This is a genomic window from Bacillus sp. AFS031507 (assembly GCF_002584635.1).
In the GTDB taxonomy this organism is placed as follows: domain Bacteria; phylum Bacillota; class Bacilli; order Bacillales; family Cytobacillaceae; genus Neobacillus.
On the sequence record NZ_NUOW01000013.1, the window covers coordinates 481,477 to 499,595 of the forward strand.

An 18,119-nucleotide genomic window follows, 5' to 3' on the forward strand; every position below is an offset into this window, starting at 1 on the left:
AATTATTCCTCCTTTGCTCCTACTGTTTCATATTTCTTCATTTGTGATTGGAATTTTTTCTCTTTTAACTCGTCACGTTTATCACGTTTATCTTTTAATGAACTATGCTCAGTATTTTCCTTATACGTTTTGCGGCGATCTAACCGTTTTAATCCTTCTGGTGTAAGGTTAAATTTCGTATCATCAATAATGGATAGAACACCATTACTTTCAAATTTTTCAAACACTTCAGGATAAACCTTTTTGTAGTAATCCTCTGCACTGCCTGACTGATAATTTGTTGGTTCTGGATAAGATGTAATGACACCTTCAAAGTTACGTAGTACGACTTTATTAGAACTTTGAGAAATGATATAGTTCGGCTGCAATGGAATTTTACCGCCTCCACCCGGGGCATCAACAATAAATGTCGGAACGGCATAACCCGATGTATGGCCGCGAAGTCCCTCCATAATTTCCAATCCTTTGCTGATTGGTGCACGGAAATGGCCAATCCCTTCTGATAAATCACATTGGTAAATATAATATGGACGAACGCGAATTTTAACAAGGTCATGCATAAGCTGTTTCATGATCGGCACACTGTCGTTAATGCCTGCTAAAATAACCGCTTGGTTACCAACAGGTACACCAACATTTGCAAGCATTTCACATGCACGCTTCGATTCTTCAGTAATTTCAATAGATGTATTGAAATGTGTATTCAACCAAACTGGATGATACTTTTTCAAGATATTGCAAAGATTTTCTGTAATTCGCTGTGGGAACACGACAGGTGCTCTTGTACCGATACGAATAATTTCTACATGCGGAATCTCACGCAAATTCTTTAAAATATATTCTAAAATATTGTCATTAATAAGGAGCCCGTCTCCTCCGGAAATTAACACATCTCGAATTTGTGGGTTAGATGCGATATAATTAATCGCTGTGTCTAACTGTTTCTTTGGTACGCCCATTCCGATTTGTCCGGAGAAGCGTCTTCTTGTGCAGTAACGGCAGTACATGGAGCATTGGTTTGTGACTAGGAACAACACGCGATCCGGATAACGATGTGTTAACCCAGGTACTGGTGAATCTTCATCTTCGTGAAGGGGATCTTCTAAATCATATCTTGTTTTATGCAATTCCGCAGAAATCGGAACAGACTGCATTCGAACCGGACATCTTGAATCATCAGGATCCATAAGCGATGCATAATATGGCGTGATGTTTAATGGGATTGTTTTTGTTGAGATTAAAACCCCTTCTTCTTCCTCTGGTGTTAAGTTAACTACTTTCTTTAAGTCTTCTAAATTTTTGATAGTATTCGTCAATTGCCAAACCCAATCATTCCATTGCTCATCCGTTACATCCTTCCAAAGCTCGATTTCTTTCCAATGTCTTTTCGGTTTGAATAAATTGTTCCTCATCATAAACTCCTCCTAAAATTAGCCTATATTTTATTGACCATTTTTGATGAATTTTCCTCTCATTACTATATTAAGAAATGAGGTATTCCATATAATAGCGATTTTCCCCTTCACCAAATTCATCGAATCTCGTCTCTTTTATGACAAACCCTAATTTTTCATATAACTTGACGGCTGCCTTGTTTTTAGTACTGACCGTTAAACAAACCTTACGAAAACCATCTTGTTTTAGAATCGGATAAATTTCCTGTAAAAATAATTTCCCGATTCCTTTCCCTTGCTGGTCGGAGCGGACATAAAACCCAAAAATATAGGCTTTATGAATATCATTGTAAGCTCTCATCACTTCGCAAATCGCAATCGGCCTTGGATCATTTTGCTGCCGGTATTGGATCAGTTTCCCGTAGCGTGTAAGCGGGACAAGGGCTTGTTCATCTACTGCTCCTAATCCCGGAAACGCATCTTCCTCAAGCTCCATCATCATTTTTAGCTGTTCTGGATTCAATGAAGCTGGTACTTCGACATAATAGGTTTTGTTCAATGTTTCCATTTTTCTGTCCCCCTCACTTCTACTTCATATTGGATATCATTCAGCGGCCAAATTGGCTTTGGTATGTGACGATACTTAAAAGTTGTTAAACGGTTGGATGCAACACCAGGTGCATCCACATAAATGATACGGCCAACAATCGGCTCAAACGCTGCCCGAAAATGATTTTTAGCCTTTAACCCAAGAATTCTCTTTGCCTGCGGCTCAAGACCAATATGACGAAACATTTCCGGATCATTCGCTGACATCGGCCTTCCAATGAGGAGGATATCCATCTCTCCAACGCGAATGTGAGCCGCCCCTTTTAAATCGACTTTTAAATGCTGATTGAACGGCCCAGAATTGTGAAATACACCGTCTGATAAGGCCACTACCGTTGCTTCGACCTGTACGGGCTCCCCAAATTCAGGCGATACTTTCCCTCCAAGAGACAACAATACCTTATTTCCGGCTCCCTTCTTGCGGCAAGCCTCAATAGATTCTGGATCGTAGAGTCCTCCAAACAGCGTGTTAGGAATGTTCATCTTCACCATCTCCCGAAGCAGCTCTGTTGTATCCCCGCTCCCGCAGCTTAGAGGATTATCCGAGATGTCCGCCAGTACTACCGGCTTGTCATCTTCAATCGACATCGCCAAATCGAGCCCTTCTTTCACACTGGGCAAATCCATGATAAATTCTTCTCTTACACTCCAGAACAAGGAAGCTATCTTTTGGGCAGTCTCTTTTCCTTTTTGTGGATCGAGCGAAACAACAAGTACACTTGCACCGACCATGGGAATATCCGAGTAAGGAAAGCCACCAAATACAGACACATTATAAATGCCTTCTTCCTCTTCGGCTTGTTTCGCCCACTCTATCATTTTGTGCATCGGCCCTTCTGCAGTTCTCATATTGATAGAGGGAGGCATCATCGGCAATTTTTCAAAAGAAGCGTAGTAAGTCACACTTTCCTTTAATTGTTTTATCAAAGCGATTGCCCCATGAATGCCTTGTTCGTACATATCAATATGCGGATATGTTTTAAATCCAAAATGAAGCGGTGTGTAATCAATCATTTTTTCGCTTAAATTGGCGTGCATGTCCAGCGTCGTCGCGATTGGAACATTCAATCCGATAAGCCCGCGAATTTTTCCCAGTAAATGCTCTTCCGGATCAAGGAGGTGCTCCACGACCATCGCTCCATGCAGTGCAAGCAATAATCCGTCCAGCCTTCCAGCCTCCCGGATTGACTGGAGCATTTGCTCTTCGATGATTGAATACGCTTCTGTTGATACTACGCCCGATGGGACCGCCGCCGCACAAAGCAGCGGCACGATTTCTACATCCTCTTCCTGTTTCAATATATCTAAAAACCCGCCCACTTCCGTTTTCGTACCAATATAGGCATCATAAATTTCATCGCCGATAAAGTATCCTTCATTTCGAAACTGTTCGATTTCAGTTTTCATCGGGCTGAAACTGTGGGATTCATGGTAAAAGAATGCAATACCGATACGATGTTTTCTCATGTTCTCCCCCATCCCGTTCATTTAATAGTTCGTATAAATCGACTTCCACTCTGTCATGACATCGAATGCATGATGGGAAACTTCACGGTGCCCATTTCCGGACATTTTCATGCCTCCAAACGCCACTCCCATTTCGGCATTGGATGTTCCGTTATTAATATAGACAAGTCCGCTTACTGCTTCCTTTGCAGCACGGTTCGCATAATGAAGGCTCTCTGTATAAATAGAAGTTGATAGCCCATAAATTGTCCCGTTATTTATCTCCATGGCCTCCTCATATGAATCTACTTCAATGATGGCAAGAACGGGACCAAATATTTCTTCCTGTGCAATGGTATCATTTGGTTTCACATTCTCAATGATTGTCGGCTCATAATAATAGCCGCCCAATTCTTTGACACGCTGCCCACCTGACACAATTTTCCCACCTTCTTCAATCGCTGTTTTTACATATTTTTCGACTATATGAAGCTGGTCTTCATTTACGAGAGGTCCCACTTGTTTCCCTTCTTCAAGTCCATTTCCTATTTTCATAGATTTTGTTATTTCGACTACTTTTTGTACGAGCAGTTCCTTTACTGGATGCTCGACGATTACTCGGCTTGCCGCTGTACAGCGCTGACCAGTTGTTGTAAACGCTGATTTTACGATTCCGTCTGCCGCCTTGTCCAAGTCCGCATCCTTCAGGACGATCACTGCATTTTTCCCACCCAATTCCAATGAAATACGTTTTAATGTTTTACTGCTCATTTCAGCCAGCTTTTGTCCGACCTCTGTTGAGCCCGTAAACGAAATGACTTTAACATCCGTATGCTCTGCGAGTGTTTGTCCGACTGTTCTTCCTGAACCGGTAATTAAGTTCACAACCCCTGCTGGAAATCCGGCTTCATCTAACACTTCCACAAATATCTTTGCCGATAGCGCAACCTCTGAAGCAGGCTTCCATACGACGGTATTACCAGCAATCAGAGCTGAAAAGATTTTGTAGGAAGCAAGCGCAACTGGGAAGTTCCATGGGGTAATGCACGCCGCAACTCCAAGAGGTTCACGAACCATTCTTACGTTCCGGTCTGGGAAGCCCGCAGGGACCGTTTCTCCAAAGAGGCGTCGTCCCTCGCCTGCCATATATTGAGCAGTCGCGATGACCACTCCGACTTCGCCTAAAGACTCTGGCAGCACTTTTCCCATCTCCATTGTCATAACGCTAGCAAGTTCCTCTTTTCGTATTTCAAACAATTGGGCTGCTTTCGTTAAATAAGCCGCTCGTTCTGGAATGGGAGTGTTCTTCCATTGTGAATACGCTTCATTCGCTTTTGCAACAGCCTCATCCACTTGCTCTGTTGTGGCGGCCGCACATACGCCGACAAGTTCCCCCGTTGCCGGATTTAAGCTTTCAAAGTAGGACTGATCGGGGGCACTTACCCATTTTCCATTTATATAAAGATCTCCCTGAAGAATATCTGTTTTGATTTGACTAGACATAAACTTGACCTCCTTTTTCGTGGTATTCCGAGGAATCGAAAATTAGTTTCCGGATATAATTTCTGTTATCACATCTTCTAAAATCGTTAATCCTATATCTAGCACATCTTCTTGAATATTAAGAGGAAGCATTAATCGGATCGTTTGCCCGCTTACACCGCAGTTCATAATGAGCAATCCATTTTCCAGTGCTTTCGATTTAATTTTCGGTACAAAGAAAGCAGCAGACTCAGAATCGAATTCGATACCAATCATCATGCCGACTCCTCGGACTTCAACAATGCCCGGTAAACGTCCTACCGAGTTATGAAGTCGACCGACAATCTTGGCACCGAGTTTAGCACTGCGTTCTACTAACTTCTCTTCCTCAATGACCTCAATGTTTGCCAATGCTGCAGCACAAGAAACTGGATTTCCTCCAAATGTCGAACCATGACCTGCCGTCGGCCATTTTTCATGAAGCTCACGACTTGCTACAATGGCACCAAGAGGCATTCCGCCGGAAAGGGCTTTTGCCAGTACTAAAATATCAGGAGTCACATTCGCATGCTCTGCCGCGAACATTTTGCCTGTACGGCCAAATCCTGTTTGTACTTCGTCAAAGATAAGCAAAATGCCGTGTTCCTCTGTAATCTTTCTTAACTCCTGCAAAAAGCTTGGCGGTGCTGGATAATAGCCACCTTCACCCATTACCGGTTCAATGATGATAGCCGCTACACGTGAAGGATCCACGCGTAGATCGAACAATTTTTGAAGCTGATTCAAGCAATACTCTTCAGCTTCTTCTTCTTTAATGTTTTTCAGCTGGCTGGGATACGGATATGGAACGTGATACACCTCACCTAAAATCGGTTCATAATAACGGCGGTATTTAGAGCTTGATGCTGTTATGGCTGTTGCTCCTAATGTACGGCCATGAAACGATCCTTCAAAAGCAATGATGGCGGGTCTGCCTGTGGCCGCCTTTGCTAGTTTAAGCGCACCGTCAATGGCTTCAGCTCCCGAATTGGAGAAAAAGACAGTGTCTAGATTTCCTGGTGTGATTTGAGCAAGCTTTTCCGCCAAATTCGCAGCCGTTTCATAATAACCATAGTTCAATCCAAGATGAATCAAATTTTCAGCTTGCTTTTTAATGGCATCAACCATTTTATCGTTCGTATGCCCAACTGCATTGACGGCCACTCCTGAAACAAAATCAATATATTCCTTTCCGTCTGTCGTCCAAAACTTTGCGCCATGCGCTTTTTCAATGACAAGCTCCGTTACCCTCGTCATAACCGGTGATAAATGCTTTCGTGCTTTTTCTTGAATTTCGTTTGTTTTACTTTGCAATTTCATATGCCTCATCCTTTCTAAATTGGCCCTCGAATATCGATAATGATTCATCTAGTATTCTCACAATTTCATCAATTTCTATTTTCGTGACATTTAAAGGTGGACTGATGATAAAGTGCTCCCCCATTGTGCCGTCAATTGAACCGGAACCGGGATAAAAAACCGCACCGAGTTCCATCGCAATTCCATTCAATCTTTCAGCAGCTTTTTCAGATGGATCGAACAATAAATCCTGCTCACGATCCTTCACAAGCTCCATACCGATTAAAAGCCCTCTGCCCCGGACATCGGATATACAGATATGTTTATGCTTAAGTTCCAAAAGCCTATCGAAAAGGTAAGAACTCTGCTCTTTCACGTTTTCCAGCACCTTGTCACGCTCATATACATCCAGGGCAGCAATGCCCGCTGCCACTGCCACAGGATGCCCGCTATAGGTATAGCCGTGAATAAATTTCCCGTCACTGTTTTGAATGAGCCCATCTATCAATCGTTCATGAACAATCATTCCGGCCAGCGGAGCATATCCTGCCGAAACCCCTTTTCCAAACGTGATGATATCAGGTTCGATTCCAATCTGTTCTGTCGCAAAGTTGGTACCAGTACGGCCGAATCCAGTCATCACTTCATCGATAATTAAGACAATTTCGTAACGGTCACAAAGCTCTCGAACTCTCTTAAAATACCCTGGCGGCGGTGGAACAGCTCCTTGCTGGCTTCCGACAATGGGTTCAGCGATAAATGCCGACACGTTCTCAGGACCAAGCTCTAAAATGGTTCTTTCAATATCCGTAACGCACGTCCAGTTTTGTTTAGAGAGACAATCATCTTTTTGACGATCGTATGGACATCGGTGGCAGTAAGGAGAATAGACATGGGCATAGTTTAAAAGATTAGGAGTGTATGCATGCCTTCTTTTAACGTCTCCTCCTGCTGATAAAGAACCGATGGTGTTACCGTGATACGATTGCCATCGCCCGATCACCATGTGTTTTTGGGATCTGCCGGCGTCCCTATGATATTGCCTCGCAAGCTTCAAAGCACTTTCATTTGCTTCTGAGCCTCCGGTTGTAAAATACACTTTATTTAAATGGTCGGGGGCCATTTTTCCGATTGTTTCAGCCAGTTCATGCAACGCTTTCGTCTCGAAGCGCATTGTATGGACGAAAGCTGCTTTTTTTGCCTGTTCTGCCATGGCCTCTCCTATAGAACTAATCCCATGGCCCAAGTTGGCTGCAACTGCTCCCGAGCAAGCATCCAAATATTTTTTCCCATTCTCATCTATGAGATAGACCCCTGCACCGTGGGTAATAATCGGGTACTCCTTTTTTAGATCACGATGAAACACGTAGTCTTTTTTTATTCCATCCATCTTTCCACCACCATTGCCATTCCTAATCCCCCCGCGACACAAATCGTCGCAAGGCCAAATTGCCGCTTTTGTTTTTCAAGCTCATGACATAATGTAGTGATGATTCTTGCACCGGAGCACCCAAGTGGATGACCTAAGGCAATCGCCCCTCCGTTTACATTCACATTGTCTCCTTTTATGCCCCATTCTTTTAAACAAGCAAGACTTTGAGCGGCGAATGCTTCATTTAATTCAATCAAATCGATATCTTCTAAACGAAGACCCGCTTTTTTCAATGCAATTTGGGAAGCAGGAACCGGACCGATTCCCATTTCTTTTGGTGATACACCCGCTGCAGCAAAGGAACGAATCGTTGCCATCGGCACCACTCCAAGTTGTTTCGCTTTTTCTTCCGACATCAACAGCAGCATCGAGGCTCCATCATTTCTTCCGGAAGAGTTTCCGGCAGTTACCGTACCATCGTTTTGAAACATAGAACTTAGTGTTCCTAACTTTTCAATGTCCGTCAATCTTGGGTACTCATCTATCGCAAAGTGTCTGATCCCCTTTTTTCCTTCCTTTACCGGAACAGGAATGATTTCTTCTTCAAAATGGCCCATTTCAATTGCACGTTTCGCTTTCTGCTGACTCGTGAAGGCAAATTCGTCTTGTTCACGGCGGCTAATGTTATATTTTTCAGCTAGCCACTCAGCTGTTTGCCCCATCGTGAAACGACCATATATCTCCTCCGGCTGCGATTTTGGCTGACTCTCCGTATTTGAATCATACAGCGTCAGATCTCCCATCTTAAGGCCGAATCGAGTGCCAACCGTATAATGAGGCGCTTGTGACATGCTTTCGACACCTCCTGCTAAAACGACGTCCGCCTGACCTGTCAAAATGGACATCGCTCCGTTAATGACGGCCTGCATACCCGAACCACACTGACGATGAACAGTATAAGCAGGAATCGATTCTGGAAAATGGGCCTGTAATGCGGCAACTCTTGCAATATTCGGAGCATGCGCACTCTGCTTTGTTTGGCCGACGATGACTTCATCGACAATATTGGCACTATAACCAGAAGACGAAAGATTATTTTTCATGATGAGAGATACGAGCTCTTCCGGGCGCGTATCCGCCAGTGATCCACCGATGCTTCCGATAGCAGTCCGAAATGCATTTACGATTACAACCACTACACAGTCACCTCTTTGCCTATATTGAAAGATTCAGCAATATGGAAGGGTGCATCCGTTTTCTGTTGAACTTCCTCAAGGGAAATTCCAGGGGACAGCTCAATAAGATGAAGTCCATCTTCCTTTACAGCGAACACCGCCAAATCGGTAATAATTAAATCCACTATTCGTTCCGATGTGATCGGATAGGTTAATTCCTTGACGATTTTTGAATCTCCCTGGTTAGACGTATGCAACGTTGTTACGATTACCTTTTTGGAGCCCTCCAATAAATCCATCGCCCCGCCTACACCAAGAACACTTTTTCCTGGTACGGCCCAGTTGGCAATCCGCCCAATTGCATCGATTTGCAGCACACCAAGAATCGAAACGCTTACATGTCCTCCGCGAATCATCGCAAAAGAGGAAGCGCTATCAAAATAGGATGACCCTTCCAATACTGTGACAGGAAGTTTCCCTGCATTGACAAGATTTTGGTCAATATGCTCTGGATCAGGGGTAGGACCTACTCCAAGGATGCCGTTTTCCGAGTGTAAAAAAACTTTAACATCTGATGGAATGTAATCAGCAACCAGCGTTGGAATCCCTATGCCCAAATTGACGATATCGCCATGCTTTAATTCCTTCGCCGCTCTTGCAGCAATGTATTGTTTCACGTTCAAGCTAGTTACCTCCCTTCACAACGATAAAATCAACGTATAAATGAGGGGTCACAATTTCTTCAGGAGAAATTTGGCCTACCTCCACAATCTCGTCCACCTCTGCAATAACCACATCCGCAGCTGTTGCCATCATCGGGTTGAAGTTTCTTGCCGATTTGTTGTATATGAGATTTCCTAATTGATCCGCTTTTTTCGCTTTAATTAAAGCAAAATTGGCTTTAAGAGGCTCTTGGAACACATATTTTTTACCGTTAAGAGTACGCTCTTCTTTGTTTTCGGCGATTTTTGTTCCTACGCTGACCGGTGTATAAAACCCTCCTAGTCCCGCACCACCCGCTCGAATGGCTTCAGACATCGTTCCTTGCGGTAGCAGCTCCACTTCCATTTCCTTATCCTGATAAGACTTAACCACTTCCGGGTTGGATGTAAAATACGAACCTATCGCTTTTTTCACTTGCTTTTGCCGTACTAAAACTCCAAGACCTCTGCCTGGTTCACCAAGGTTATTACTAATAATCTCTAAGTCTTTCACTTTCGATTGAGCCAAAGCGGCTATTAAACTAAGCGGACTTCCTACAAGTCCAAATCCCCCTACCATAATTCGTGAGCCGCTTTTAACCTTTTTTACAGCTTCTTCGCATGTAATCAGCTTGCTCATCTTTTTTCCCTTCCTCTCCATCGACTTTTGTGGGTGTTAACAGTTCGGTAAAATAAAAAACCGAGCAAAACATAAATCTCTATAAAGAATGTCGTTCCAACGAACATTCCTTACAAAGAGTTCATGTTTGCCCGGTTTTAATAAGACCATGGGAAGAGGTCATCTTCCCACTTTATTATAACCAAACGTTATGTATTCATTTGCTTCACATTATCCCAGTAACGTTGAACTGCAGCTTGTAGAGCCACAATGATCGCTTGCTGGGATGGAGCAAAATAAAAACTTTGAATTCGTTTAATCAACTGCTCGACACCGTCTTCAAGACAGTAGCCTATCAGCAGTTTTTGAAAATAATTTTTAGTTAGTTCAGTTACGAATGTGAATTCAGCTCCGATAATCTTATGATCTTTCAGATTCACTTCGAGAACAATTCCCGCATGCTTATATATTTCATACATGGAAGTTCCCTGTGGAGCTTTTGCATATCCTGTAACAATCACCGTTTCCAGTGTTTGCATGCTATAATCCACCTTTCAAAAATCCACTGAACATGTTTCTAACACGAGTATACGGGTCAGAATAAACAATGTCAATGTGAATATTTTAAATTTTCAAAAATGTTAAAGCGCTTTCACCAATAAGAAAGAGCTTACGACTATTTTTTAGACCTATACACAATAAATAGATTATTCTCCCCTGTATGTTAAAATCCTTCTAGAAAGATTTTAAATTTTTACCAACCACGTTCCTGCATTCGCGCTTCAGGAGACAGAGTTGAAATCTCAATACCTTTCATTGCAATTCCAAGATTTTTTGAAATCTCTGCAATTAGTTTATAGTCCTTATAGTGGGTTGTTGCTTCCACGATAGCTCTAGCGAATTTTGCTGGGTTATCAGATTTGAAGATTCCAGAACCAACAAATACTCCATCAGCACCTAATTGCATCATAAGTGCAGCATCAGCAGGCGTTGCTACTCCACCAGCTGCAAAGTTTACTACAGGCAGTCGTCCATGACGCTTAATCTCTAGAAGAAGTTCATAGGGAGCTCCAAGTAGCTTAGCCTCTGTCATCAATTCATCTTCACTCATTGTAGCGACTTTACGTACTTGTGCATTTACCTTACGGATATGACGAACAGCTTCTACGATATTACCAGTTCCCGGCTCTCCTTTTGTACGCAGCATAGATGCACCTTCACCTATACGGCGTGCTGCTTCGCCAAGATCACGGCAACCACATACAAATGGAACTGTATAATCATTTTTATTTAAATGGTATTCTTCATCTGCAGGTGTTAAAACTTCACTCTCATCAATATAATCAACGCCCAATGATTCAAGAATTCGGGCTTCTACGATGTGTCCGATACGTGCTTTTGCCATAACTGGAATGGAAACCGCATTCATAACTTCTTCAGTAATTCGTGGATCTGCCATTCTTGCTACTCCGCCACTTGCACGAATATCAGAAGGAACGCGCTCCAATGCCATTACAGCTACCGCTCCTGCTTCCTCTGCTATTTTTGCTTGCTCAGCATTCACAACGTCCATAATGACGCCGCCCTTTTGCATTTCAGCCATGCCTCTTTTTACACGATCCGTACCTGTTTTCATTGTTAAGCCCCCTTAGATGATTATGGACATCAAAAAATGGATACCAATACATATTTATCCAAGATTTAATTTTCACTTATAAACTTGCAATTACCGTGCCAATATTAAAAACTCCTATTTGTTCACTATTTGTGGAAAGGATATGCAAAATTTATTGGCACTTTTCTTGTTTTTTTGCACTTAAACTGCAAAATGAATATTTGAGGTACGGTGGACACATTTATTAGAAAAAATGGAGAGGCTCTAGTTCCATTAAAGGACCAAACGGAGCGATTTGAAATAAATTTTAACTTAAAATAAGAAACTAAAAGATATAAAAAAAATCCTAACATCATAAAGATGTTAGGATTTTAGTTGATGACCTGTGAGGGATTCGAACCCACGACCCCTTCCCTGTCAAGGAAGTAAAGTGAATCTGATTATAACAGTTTAGTTATGAAAACGTTGATTTAAAAGGATATTATTTCATCCATAAATGGTTTAATAAGGTGGAGTTGGTGGCAGAATGTTGGAGTTTGCCACCAACTTGCCACCATTGTTTCTACATACACTTGTGTCGTAAGCTGGTCACTACTTCCATTGACCAGAAAAGGGTTAGAAAAACCGTAGTGCATAATAAGATGCTTGTTTTCCTTCAGCTCAATTTTATGAATAAGCTTATGAAGTAACTCCGGGGTTATATCATTTATATTTATAAGCTTCTTTAGTTCATTTTGGACTTTTCAACCATCTCTGTACTTTTTGTGTATCGTTTTAACATATCCTTCTTTTCAAGAATTTCTGATTGTAGCTTTTTTATTACATTTCTATTTTCATTAACCGCTTCATCATAATCAACTTTTTCTATTACTTCATTCGCTGACAACTTTAGAAATTTCTTATTTTCCTTTTTCAGCTCAGCAATTTTGTTTTCCCTGATTCCTATTTCTTGACTGTATCGCTACACTTTGAGTTTTGTAAGCTTCAAGCTCACTAATTTTATGTTTAATCCGTTCCAAACAAATCTGGGTGTTTGTTTCTTTGTTATAGGATGCCTCATCTACACTGGTTATCGATTCGGTGATGATAAACCCATTGGGCAGCTGGACCGCAACCATAGTGCATCTTCCAAAAGCCTTAACAACTTTAACCTGAGATTTTTCGATCATTTCATTGATATCCGCTGGTACACTATGATTTATCATTAGTGCCTTTGCTTGTTGTTTCTCAATAGAGGAATAATCGGATGATGGTTCAAATGCCATTTCAAAGGCTCGCATTGTTGTTTCAATGACCTCATCATTGTTGATATCCCTAACCTTCACTTTCCCATTCTCTGTGATTTCCAACAATTCCATTACACTATCTGGCGACCCTTTCACTTGGTATATCTTCAAGCTCTTTCCCTCCACCATGCCTTTTTAAATAAGCTTCCATTAACCTAGTCTATTCAGCATGTAGAAAAGCTGTGAAACTTGAGAAAAAATTACAACCGTTCATACGAAAAAAGCCAGGCCACATCGCAAGAAGGCCTGACACTAACTAGGAATCATCGCTCTTTTTCAAATACAATCATATCTAAAGCTCTTTTAGGTGAATTGAAAATAGGAATATACATCATTCTACATGTTTCGCGGTCAAAAGGCGGTCATAAATCAATAGTAGGTTTACATCATGCCGCCCATTTAACAACTGTTTAAATAAACTAAAATAGGAAGTTAAAAGTGAGCGAAAATGTGGTTCTAAAGGGTTAATAATAAAATCTTTTTCAATACTTTTAAAAATTTTTGCGGACAAACTTGCGGACAAACTACCATTGAAAGAGCGTATTTCTTACGCTCTTTAATTTATATTATAAATCATTCTACATGTTTCGTGGTCAAAAAGCGGTCAAAAATCATGAAGGAATATAATAGAACAAATTTTCATTAAAGAAAATAATGGTACCAGAAAAAATTGCTTTTTTTGAGTGCAGATATAACCCGGTAATTTAGTAGACAATTCTGAAGATAAAAAAAGCTGTCGAGAAAAGCCGACAGCTTGGACAAACTAGACTTGGTTAGTTAATCAACGAACTTAAGGATTAGTGAATAATTCAAAGCGCATGTGTGCATCGGTGTCCCCAATGCCACATTCTTTGTTTACCCGATATTGGTCGGCATTAGGACCATTTAAATTTATCTTACATTCGTTATCTCCAATAAATGGATTGTTCCAATATACTTCAAACTCAATTCCCTCTGCTGCATACGTAATACTGCCTTCTGTTCCGGTCATGAAATCTTTATCTTTTGAACCAAAAATTAATGCATAGTTCGGGGGGATTTCTCCCTGTGGAGTAACTGACCAACCTCCATCAAAGTGATGTTCTGCAAGTTTAATTAGTGTTTGATCCGTATGGTTGTCGATTTCAAGAATTACTGAACGTGCTGCGTCTATATCGTTAAAAATCTTCTTAAATTTATCTATTGCATCCATACTCCCACTCGCAGCATCAATCGCCATTAAAATCCCACTTCCACCTGACAAGATAGATTACCTCCTTAAAATACATAAAAATGTTGTCTATTATTAATTTATCTAGGTACGACCGAGGTTTATTCCGATGTATCAATCAGTTTCTTCGTCTTTCTAATGAATAGGTTCTATCTTTTTTATTATTAGTAAAATAGATGAGTAATCGATTACGACAGAAGTTCCTTTCGGAACCTCTTCACCGGCACTAGGAACCTGATTTTTAATGACATCAAACGGCTGATCCTTTGTAAAGAAAGGTCTTAATATCGGATTTAGCCCCTGTGCTTTAAGGACTTCCTCCGCTGTTTTCTTATTGAGATTCATAACATTAGGCACTTGTACCCGTTCTTCTTTAGGTGCCTTCTTTATGAAAACAAATGAAAGGAGTTCTTCAGACAGGTTTTTATCATAATTACTAAGCACGAAAAGATCAGGTTCAATCTCTTTATTCATGATCTTGTGAGCATGTCGGTTAAGGTAATTCAGAGCGTTCGTGTACTGGGCATTGGCATTAATGAGATCTGCATCATTAAATTTGTAATTTTCAACTGTACCTGTTAATTGTGTAGTTTTTTTACAAGTATCTTCAAACAACTGTTTATTTTGTCCTACCACTTCCAGTTCTGCAAGGATACTCTGATATTTCAATTTCACTTTTGCACATTCGGTCAGAGCTTCTTCCCTTAACTGAATGGCAAGTTTGTCGAAAGGTGGTAGAGTAAGAACTTCATAGTCGACGATTTCAACTTGGAAAGGATACGGGGCTTCCTTAACAAACTGTGGGAATTTCTTCAAACGGTCTAGTATCTCTGGCACGTCAGTGACAGGAGCTGCAGTTATACCACTTCCCGCTCGCTGATAAAAAGTTATCTGCTGAGACGATAGTGTTTTCATTGACTCATGAACACTAGTCACAGCAGCATTCAGTTCGCCCCCAGCAAGCAATCCTTCTACTGCTATCTGAAGAGATACCGCTGTTTTTTCTTGTTCTTCAGTACTCGAAGAGGTGAGCTGAAAAAGTACGTAAAGTTCACCCCCAGTGCATGTCCCCCTAATAAAACTGTTCCCATAACTATTATTAAAGACTTCTGGCCCATCATTGGTCATTATTTTTGCAGCTTCATCTTTTAGTTTCGGATCAGCGAACGTAGTATACGGATTTTCTACTCTGCATTGAGCTACGACGTATGTTGATTGCGATGTAACTGTGGATTGCTGGGAAAATCCAAAGCTTGCTTCACCTGAAAACGCGCCGTAATGCATACTAGCCTCGATAGATACATTAAGAGTATCCAGCATCTTCTCTTGGGAATTGACGATAGTAGCCGTTGATATCACTTTTTGTCCTTGATTTTCGGATGGATTGATATCTCCAGTAACAACATTGCCCCTTGCCTCACCAGTTAAAGTATTGAATCCCCGTCCAAGTTCCATACCTGGACGATAGGGGATGAATTTCTGCATAACTTTTAGCCCTCCTAAATTTTAACTTTTGAGACTACATGTTTCTCGGTTTTATAACAACTATATTCTTTACATTTATTATAAATATATAAGCTAAATTTCAATTACCACATAGTAGTTGGTTTTCGAGATGCATTGGAGTAACAAATAATAACTTCCATTTGGATAGACTCTAACTATTACTTATATCATTTCCAATAAACTTACCGTCACCGTAAATCTACATGTCGCTTACATTTCGTGCACTGAAAAAGATTAGTTTCCACTTCTCGATGCTTCTTTAATTTCCGGCATGTTTGACAGGAAAGGGTGACATATCGGCCATATAAATCATTTACCACTACCCCTGATTCCTTATCCACTTGAATTTCTTCTTGTTCATCCTCCAACACACGGCTAAATAATGCATACGTTATAAACACAGTAGTAATCCCCGAAAAAAAACTCACCCAATTCATCTAACCATCCTCCCTGCCGTTTAATAGGTAAACTAGATCTCCACCACCATTATTAACCAGGACCACTCTATATGAGGTTTGAGTACAGTACTGTTTCTGCAGATTATTCACTAATTCTGCGTTGTTCAAGCTTATTTCGATTAACAGACCCCCAAGTGTGGTCGGCTTCATGTTGCAAGCTGTTGCCAGCCGGTTCAACTTGTACGCTTGCTTATTCGTTAGCGACAGGTTCACCCGATGATTTTTCTTTCCACCTAACCCCTTCCCTTCTATCAAAACGCAAAACCCCTTTCCAATCGTCATGACAATTGACAACGTCAACCGTGTTACACTGTTACGAAATGCCCGCGAGAGAAGAGGCTACTCCGTTTTCAATATTAACGGCGTCCCTTTAGTTACGATTGCAGTATGACCAGTTGGTGCTTGAACAGTTGTTCTTTCGGATTTAATGACCTTCCGCTGCCGCATATCCTTCTCGATCAGCCGCTTGACATAGCCGCTAAAATTGACGTTCTCGATGCGTTCCAAATATCGCCTATCTTCTTCGTTGGTAACGTTGAACGATACCGATTTGATGACCTTATTTTTGCTCACCTATCGCTCCTCCTTTCGGTTGATTACTCTATGGTATGAATGGTATTACCCAAATATGAATAAATAAGGTATGTTTAAATGAATTTTTAAGGTGAATTTTTAACCCTAAACATTCATAGAGGAATTACTGCCAATTTGCGGTATTATTTTTATAGGTGATGATAATGTGGAAATGTAACATCGAGGCACTAATTAAACAGAGCGGACTAAGAAAAGATTACATAGCTGAAAAAATAAAGGTATCTCCGCGCCAGTTACGGAAATACGAAAAATTCGAGTTATTCATTCCAACCGAAACTGGCTTATTGTTGGCCGAAATGTTAAATTGTAAATTCGACGATTTTTACGAAAAAATAAAAGATGAATAAATAACCGTTTTACCGCTAATCTACTGTATGTAATTAGGTACATTACCGATGGTAATTACGTTTAGTGTTCCTACTATACTAGACCCACAGCAGCTGATTTACTCGAGTTAAGCGTAGATGACTTGTGTGAACGTAACAAAGGCCCTATCGACTAGCGAAGGGCCAGGCACTTGAATATTCTCAAACACAGGAGGCGGTTACTTGAACGACTTACTTGAAGCAAAACTAACAATAGCTCGCATTAAAGTTAATCTGCTTGATTTAGCTGGAGAGCTGATTGCCGATGACCTGTCCGATAAAGAGTACGCGATCAAGCGAATACTGAAGGTCGTAGAATATATTGATGAGTCTGACGTAAAGGTTAGAGATATAGATTTATCATGCCATTAGCTTACTGGTATGACCGCTAGTTTACCGCATTGAATTAGGGATATTACCCAAGATTATTCCGCTCCCAACAGAGTTTCTTCTATAAATAAACATTCAGTTGGCATTATAGTAATTCCGACTAACCTAATACCGTTACTCCGACTACATAATCAAATGCCACCGGTTCGAATTCACCTGGCTTCACCTCGACCTGGAGCAGATGAGTTATCGGATTAATGTTATGAATTTGGCCAGTTATTTCTTTTTAAAGCCATCCTCCCATACCGTTAGCTTCACTGCCAATTTATATTCCATTGCGTAAGCAATGTGCTGGTCAAATTCCTGGGTTTCGTATTCATCTAATATTGGCTTTGGCATACGCTCCTGATCCTTAAACATCTCGCGCTGCATCTCGAATGCTAACGGCATGAACGAGGCGGGCTGCCATTTTAATTTACCTCTGTCTCGTATCGCCATTTCGGTCACCTCCTTCGTTTTGTCACCCTTATTATACACGAACAAGCGTTCTGTATCATACAAAACTAAAACGCCTGGTTAGGCGTCAAAAACTGCTCTTCTTTATACAGATAGGTAAGGC

21 protein-coding genes are annotated in these 18,119 nt (G+C 41.1%); 2 read left to right on the forward strand and 19 right to left on the reverse strand.

The window, feature by feature from the left end; genetic code table 11:
- Window positions 1-2 precede the first annotated feature (2 nt).
- The 18 genes from kamA to COE25_RS30770 all read right to left on the reverse strand — a co-directional run bounded on the left by kamA (window position 3) and on the right by COE25_RS30770 (window position 16,718).
- Window positions 3-1,412 (reverse strand): lysine 2,3-aminomutase, encoded by a 1,410-nt coding sequence (gene kamA, locus COE25_RS14965; protein WP_088086127.1) that lies wholly within the window; start codon window positions 1,410-1,412, stop codon window positions 3-5.
- Window positions 1,413-1,482: 70 nt separating this feature from the next.
- A complete protein-coding gene (locus COE25_RS14970) occupies window positions 1,483-1,962 on the reverse strand; it encodes a GNAT family N-acetyltransferase (protein WP_088086126.1) in 480 nt (159 codons plus the stop codon).
- A complete protein-coding gene (locus COE25_RS14975) occupies window positions 1,950-3,470 on the reverse strand; it encodes a M81 family metallopeptidase (RefSeq protein ID WP_098933155.1) in 1,521 nt (506 codons plus the stop codon). Before COE25_RS14975 ends, COE25_RS14970 begins: the two co-directional genes overlap by 13 nt.
- 21 nt (window positions 3,471-3,491) lie before the next feature.
- Window positions 3,492-4,952, reverse strand: a complete 1,461-nt coding sequence (locus COE25_RS14980; RefSeq protein WP_098933156.1) for an aldehyde dehydrogenase family protein — start codon at window positions 4,950-4,952, stop codon at window positions 3,492-3,494.
- A gap of 42 nt (window positions 4,953-4,994) precedes the next feature.
- A complete protein-coding gene (locus tag COE25_RS14985; protein ID WP_098933157.1) occupies window positions 4,995-6,290 on the reverse strand; it encodes an aspartate aminotransferase family protein in 1,296 nt (431 codons plus the stop codon).
- On the reverse strand, window positions 6,274-7,659 hold the full coding sequence (locus tag COE25_RS14990) for an aminotransferase family protein (protein ID WP_098933158.1): 1,386 nt from the start codon (window positions 7,657-7,659) through the stop codon (window positions 6,274-6,276). Before COE25_RS14990 ends, COE25_RS14985 begins: the two co-directional genes overlap by 17 nt.
- Complete coding sequence (locus COE25_RS14995) at window positions 7,647-8,837, reverse strand: thiolase family protein (RefSeq protein WP_098933159.1); 1,191 nt, start codon at window positions 8,835-8,837, stop codon at window positions 7,647-7,649. Before COE25_RS14995 ends, COE25_RS14990 begins: the two co-directional genes overlap by 13 nt.
- Window positions 8,837-9,499, reverse strand: a complete 663-nt coding sequence (locus tag COE25_RS15000; protein WP_098933160.1) for a 3-oxoacid CoA-transferase subunit B — start codon at window positions 9,497-9,499, stop codon at window positions 8,837-8,839. The genes COE25_RS14995 and COE25_RS15000 overlap by 1 nt, the downstream gene beginning before the upstream one ends.
- Before the next feature lies 1 nt (window position 9,500).
- Window positions 9,501-10,157, reverse strand: a complete 657-nt coding sequence (locus COE25_RS15005; protein ID WP_088086119.1) for a CoA transferase subunit A — start codon at window positions 10,155-10,157, stop codon at window positions 9,501-9,503.
- A 188-nt stretch (window positions 10,158-10,345) separates the two neighbouring features.
- Window positions 10,346-10,675: a DUF3870 domain-containing protein gene (locus tag COE25_RS15010; protein WP_088086118.1), complete on the reverse strand. Its 330-nt coding sequence runs from the start codon at window positions 10,673-10,675 to the stop codon at window positions 10,346-10,348.
- 215 nt (window positions 10,676-10,890) lie between these two features.
- Window positions 10,891-11,772: a pyridoxal 5'-phosphate synthase lyase subunit PdxS gene (gene pdxS, locus COE25_RS15015; RefSeq protein WP_088086117.1), complete on the reverse strand. Its 882-nt coding sequence runs from the start codon at window positions 11,770-11,772 to the stop codon at window positions 10,891-10,893.
- 703 nt (window positions 11,773-12,475) lie between these two features.
- Window positions 12,476-12,637: a hypothetical protein gene (locus COE25_RS30765; RefSeq protein ID WP_179195741.1), complete on the reverse strand. Its 162-nt coding sequence runs from the start codon at window positions 12,635-12,637 to the stop codon at window positions 12,476-12,478.
- Window positions 12,638-12,668: 31 nt separating this feature from the next.
- Window positions 12,669-13,148: a Gp49 family protein gene (locus COE25_RS31575; RefSeq protein ID WP_257208838.1), complete on the reverse strand. Its 480-nt coding sequence runs from the start codon at window positions 13,146-13,148 to the stop codon at window positions 12,669-12,671.
- A 679-nt stretch (window positions 13,149-13,827) separates the two neighbouring features.
- Entirely contained in the window at window positions 13,828-14,280 is a 453-nt protein-coding gene (locus COE25_RS15025; protein WP_098933161.1) for a hypothetical protein, read from the reverse strand.
- A 102-nt stretch (window positions 14,281-14,382) separates the two neighbouring features.
- Complete coding sequence (locus COE25_RS15030) at window positions 14,383-15,732, reverse strand: PASTA domain-containing protein (protein WP_098933162.1); 1,350 nt, start codon at window positions 15,730-15,732, stop codon at window positions 14,383-14,385.
- 209 nt (window positions 15,733-15,941) lie between these two features.
- Window positions 15,942-16,190, reverse strand: coding sequence for a hypothetical protein (locus COE25_RS15035; protein ID WP_098933163.1), 249 nt, complete (start codon window positions 16,188-16,190; stop codon window positions 15,942-15,944).
- The gene (locus tag COE25_RS15040; RefSeq protein WP_098933164.1) at window positions 16,191-16,466 is read right to left on the reverse strand and encodes a hypothetical protein; all 276 of its coding nucleotides are present in this window, start codon (window positions 16,464-16,466) and stop codon (window positions 16,191-16,193) included. It abuts the gene before it with no gap.
- An 84-nt stretch (window positions 16,467-16,550) separates the two neighbouring features.
- Window positions 16,551-16,718, reverse strand: coding sequence for a hypothetical protein (locus tag COE25_RS30770; RefSeq protein WP_180247506.1), 168 nt, complete (start codon window positions 16,716-16,718; stop codon window positions 16,551-16,553).
- A 230-nt stretch (window positions 16,719-16,948) separates the two neighbouring features.
- On the opposite strand from COE25_RS30770, the gene COE25_RS15050 reads away from it, so the two are divergent.
- Window positions 16,949-17,152: a helix-turn-helix domain-containing protein gene (locus COE25_RS15050; RefSeq protein WP_180247507.1), complete on the forward strand. Its 204-nt coding sequence runs from the start codon at window positions 16,949-16,951 to the stop codon at window positions 17,150-17,152.
- A gap of 201 nt (window positions 17,153-17,353) precedes the next feature.
- Window positions 17,354-17,542, forward strand: coding sequence for a hypothetical protein (locus COE25_RS15055; protein WP_098933167.1), 189 nt, complete (start codon window positions 17,354-17,356; stop codon window positions 17,540-17,542).
- A gap of 234 nt (window positions 17,543-17,776) precedes the next feature.
- Here the strand turns inward: COE25_RS15055 and COE25_RS15060 are convergent, their stop codons facing one another.
- Window positions 17,777-17,998 (reverse strand): YolD-like family protein, encoded by a 222-nt coding sequence (locus tag COE25_RS15060; RefSeq protein ID WP_257208839.1) that lies wholly within the window; start codon window positions 17,996-17,998, stop codon window positions 17,777-17,779.
- Window positions 17,999-18,119: the final 121 nt, after the last annotated feature.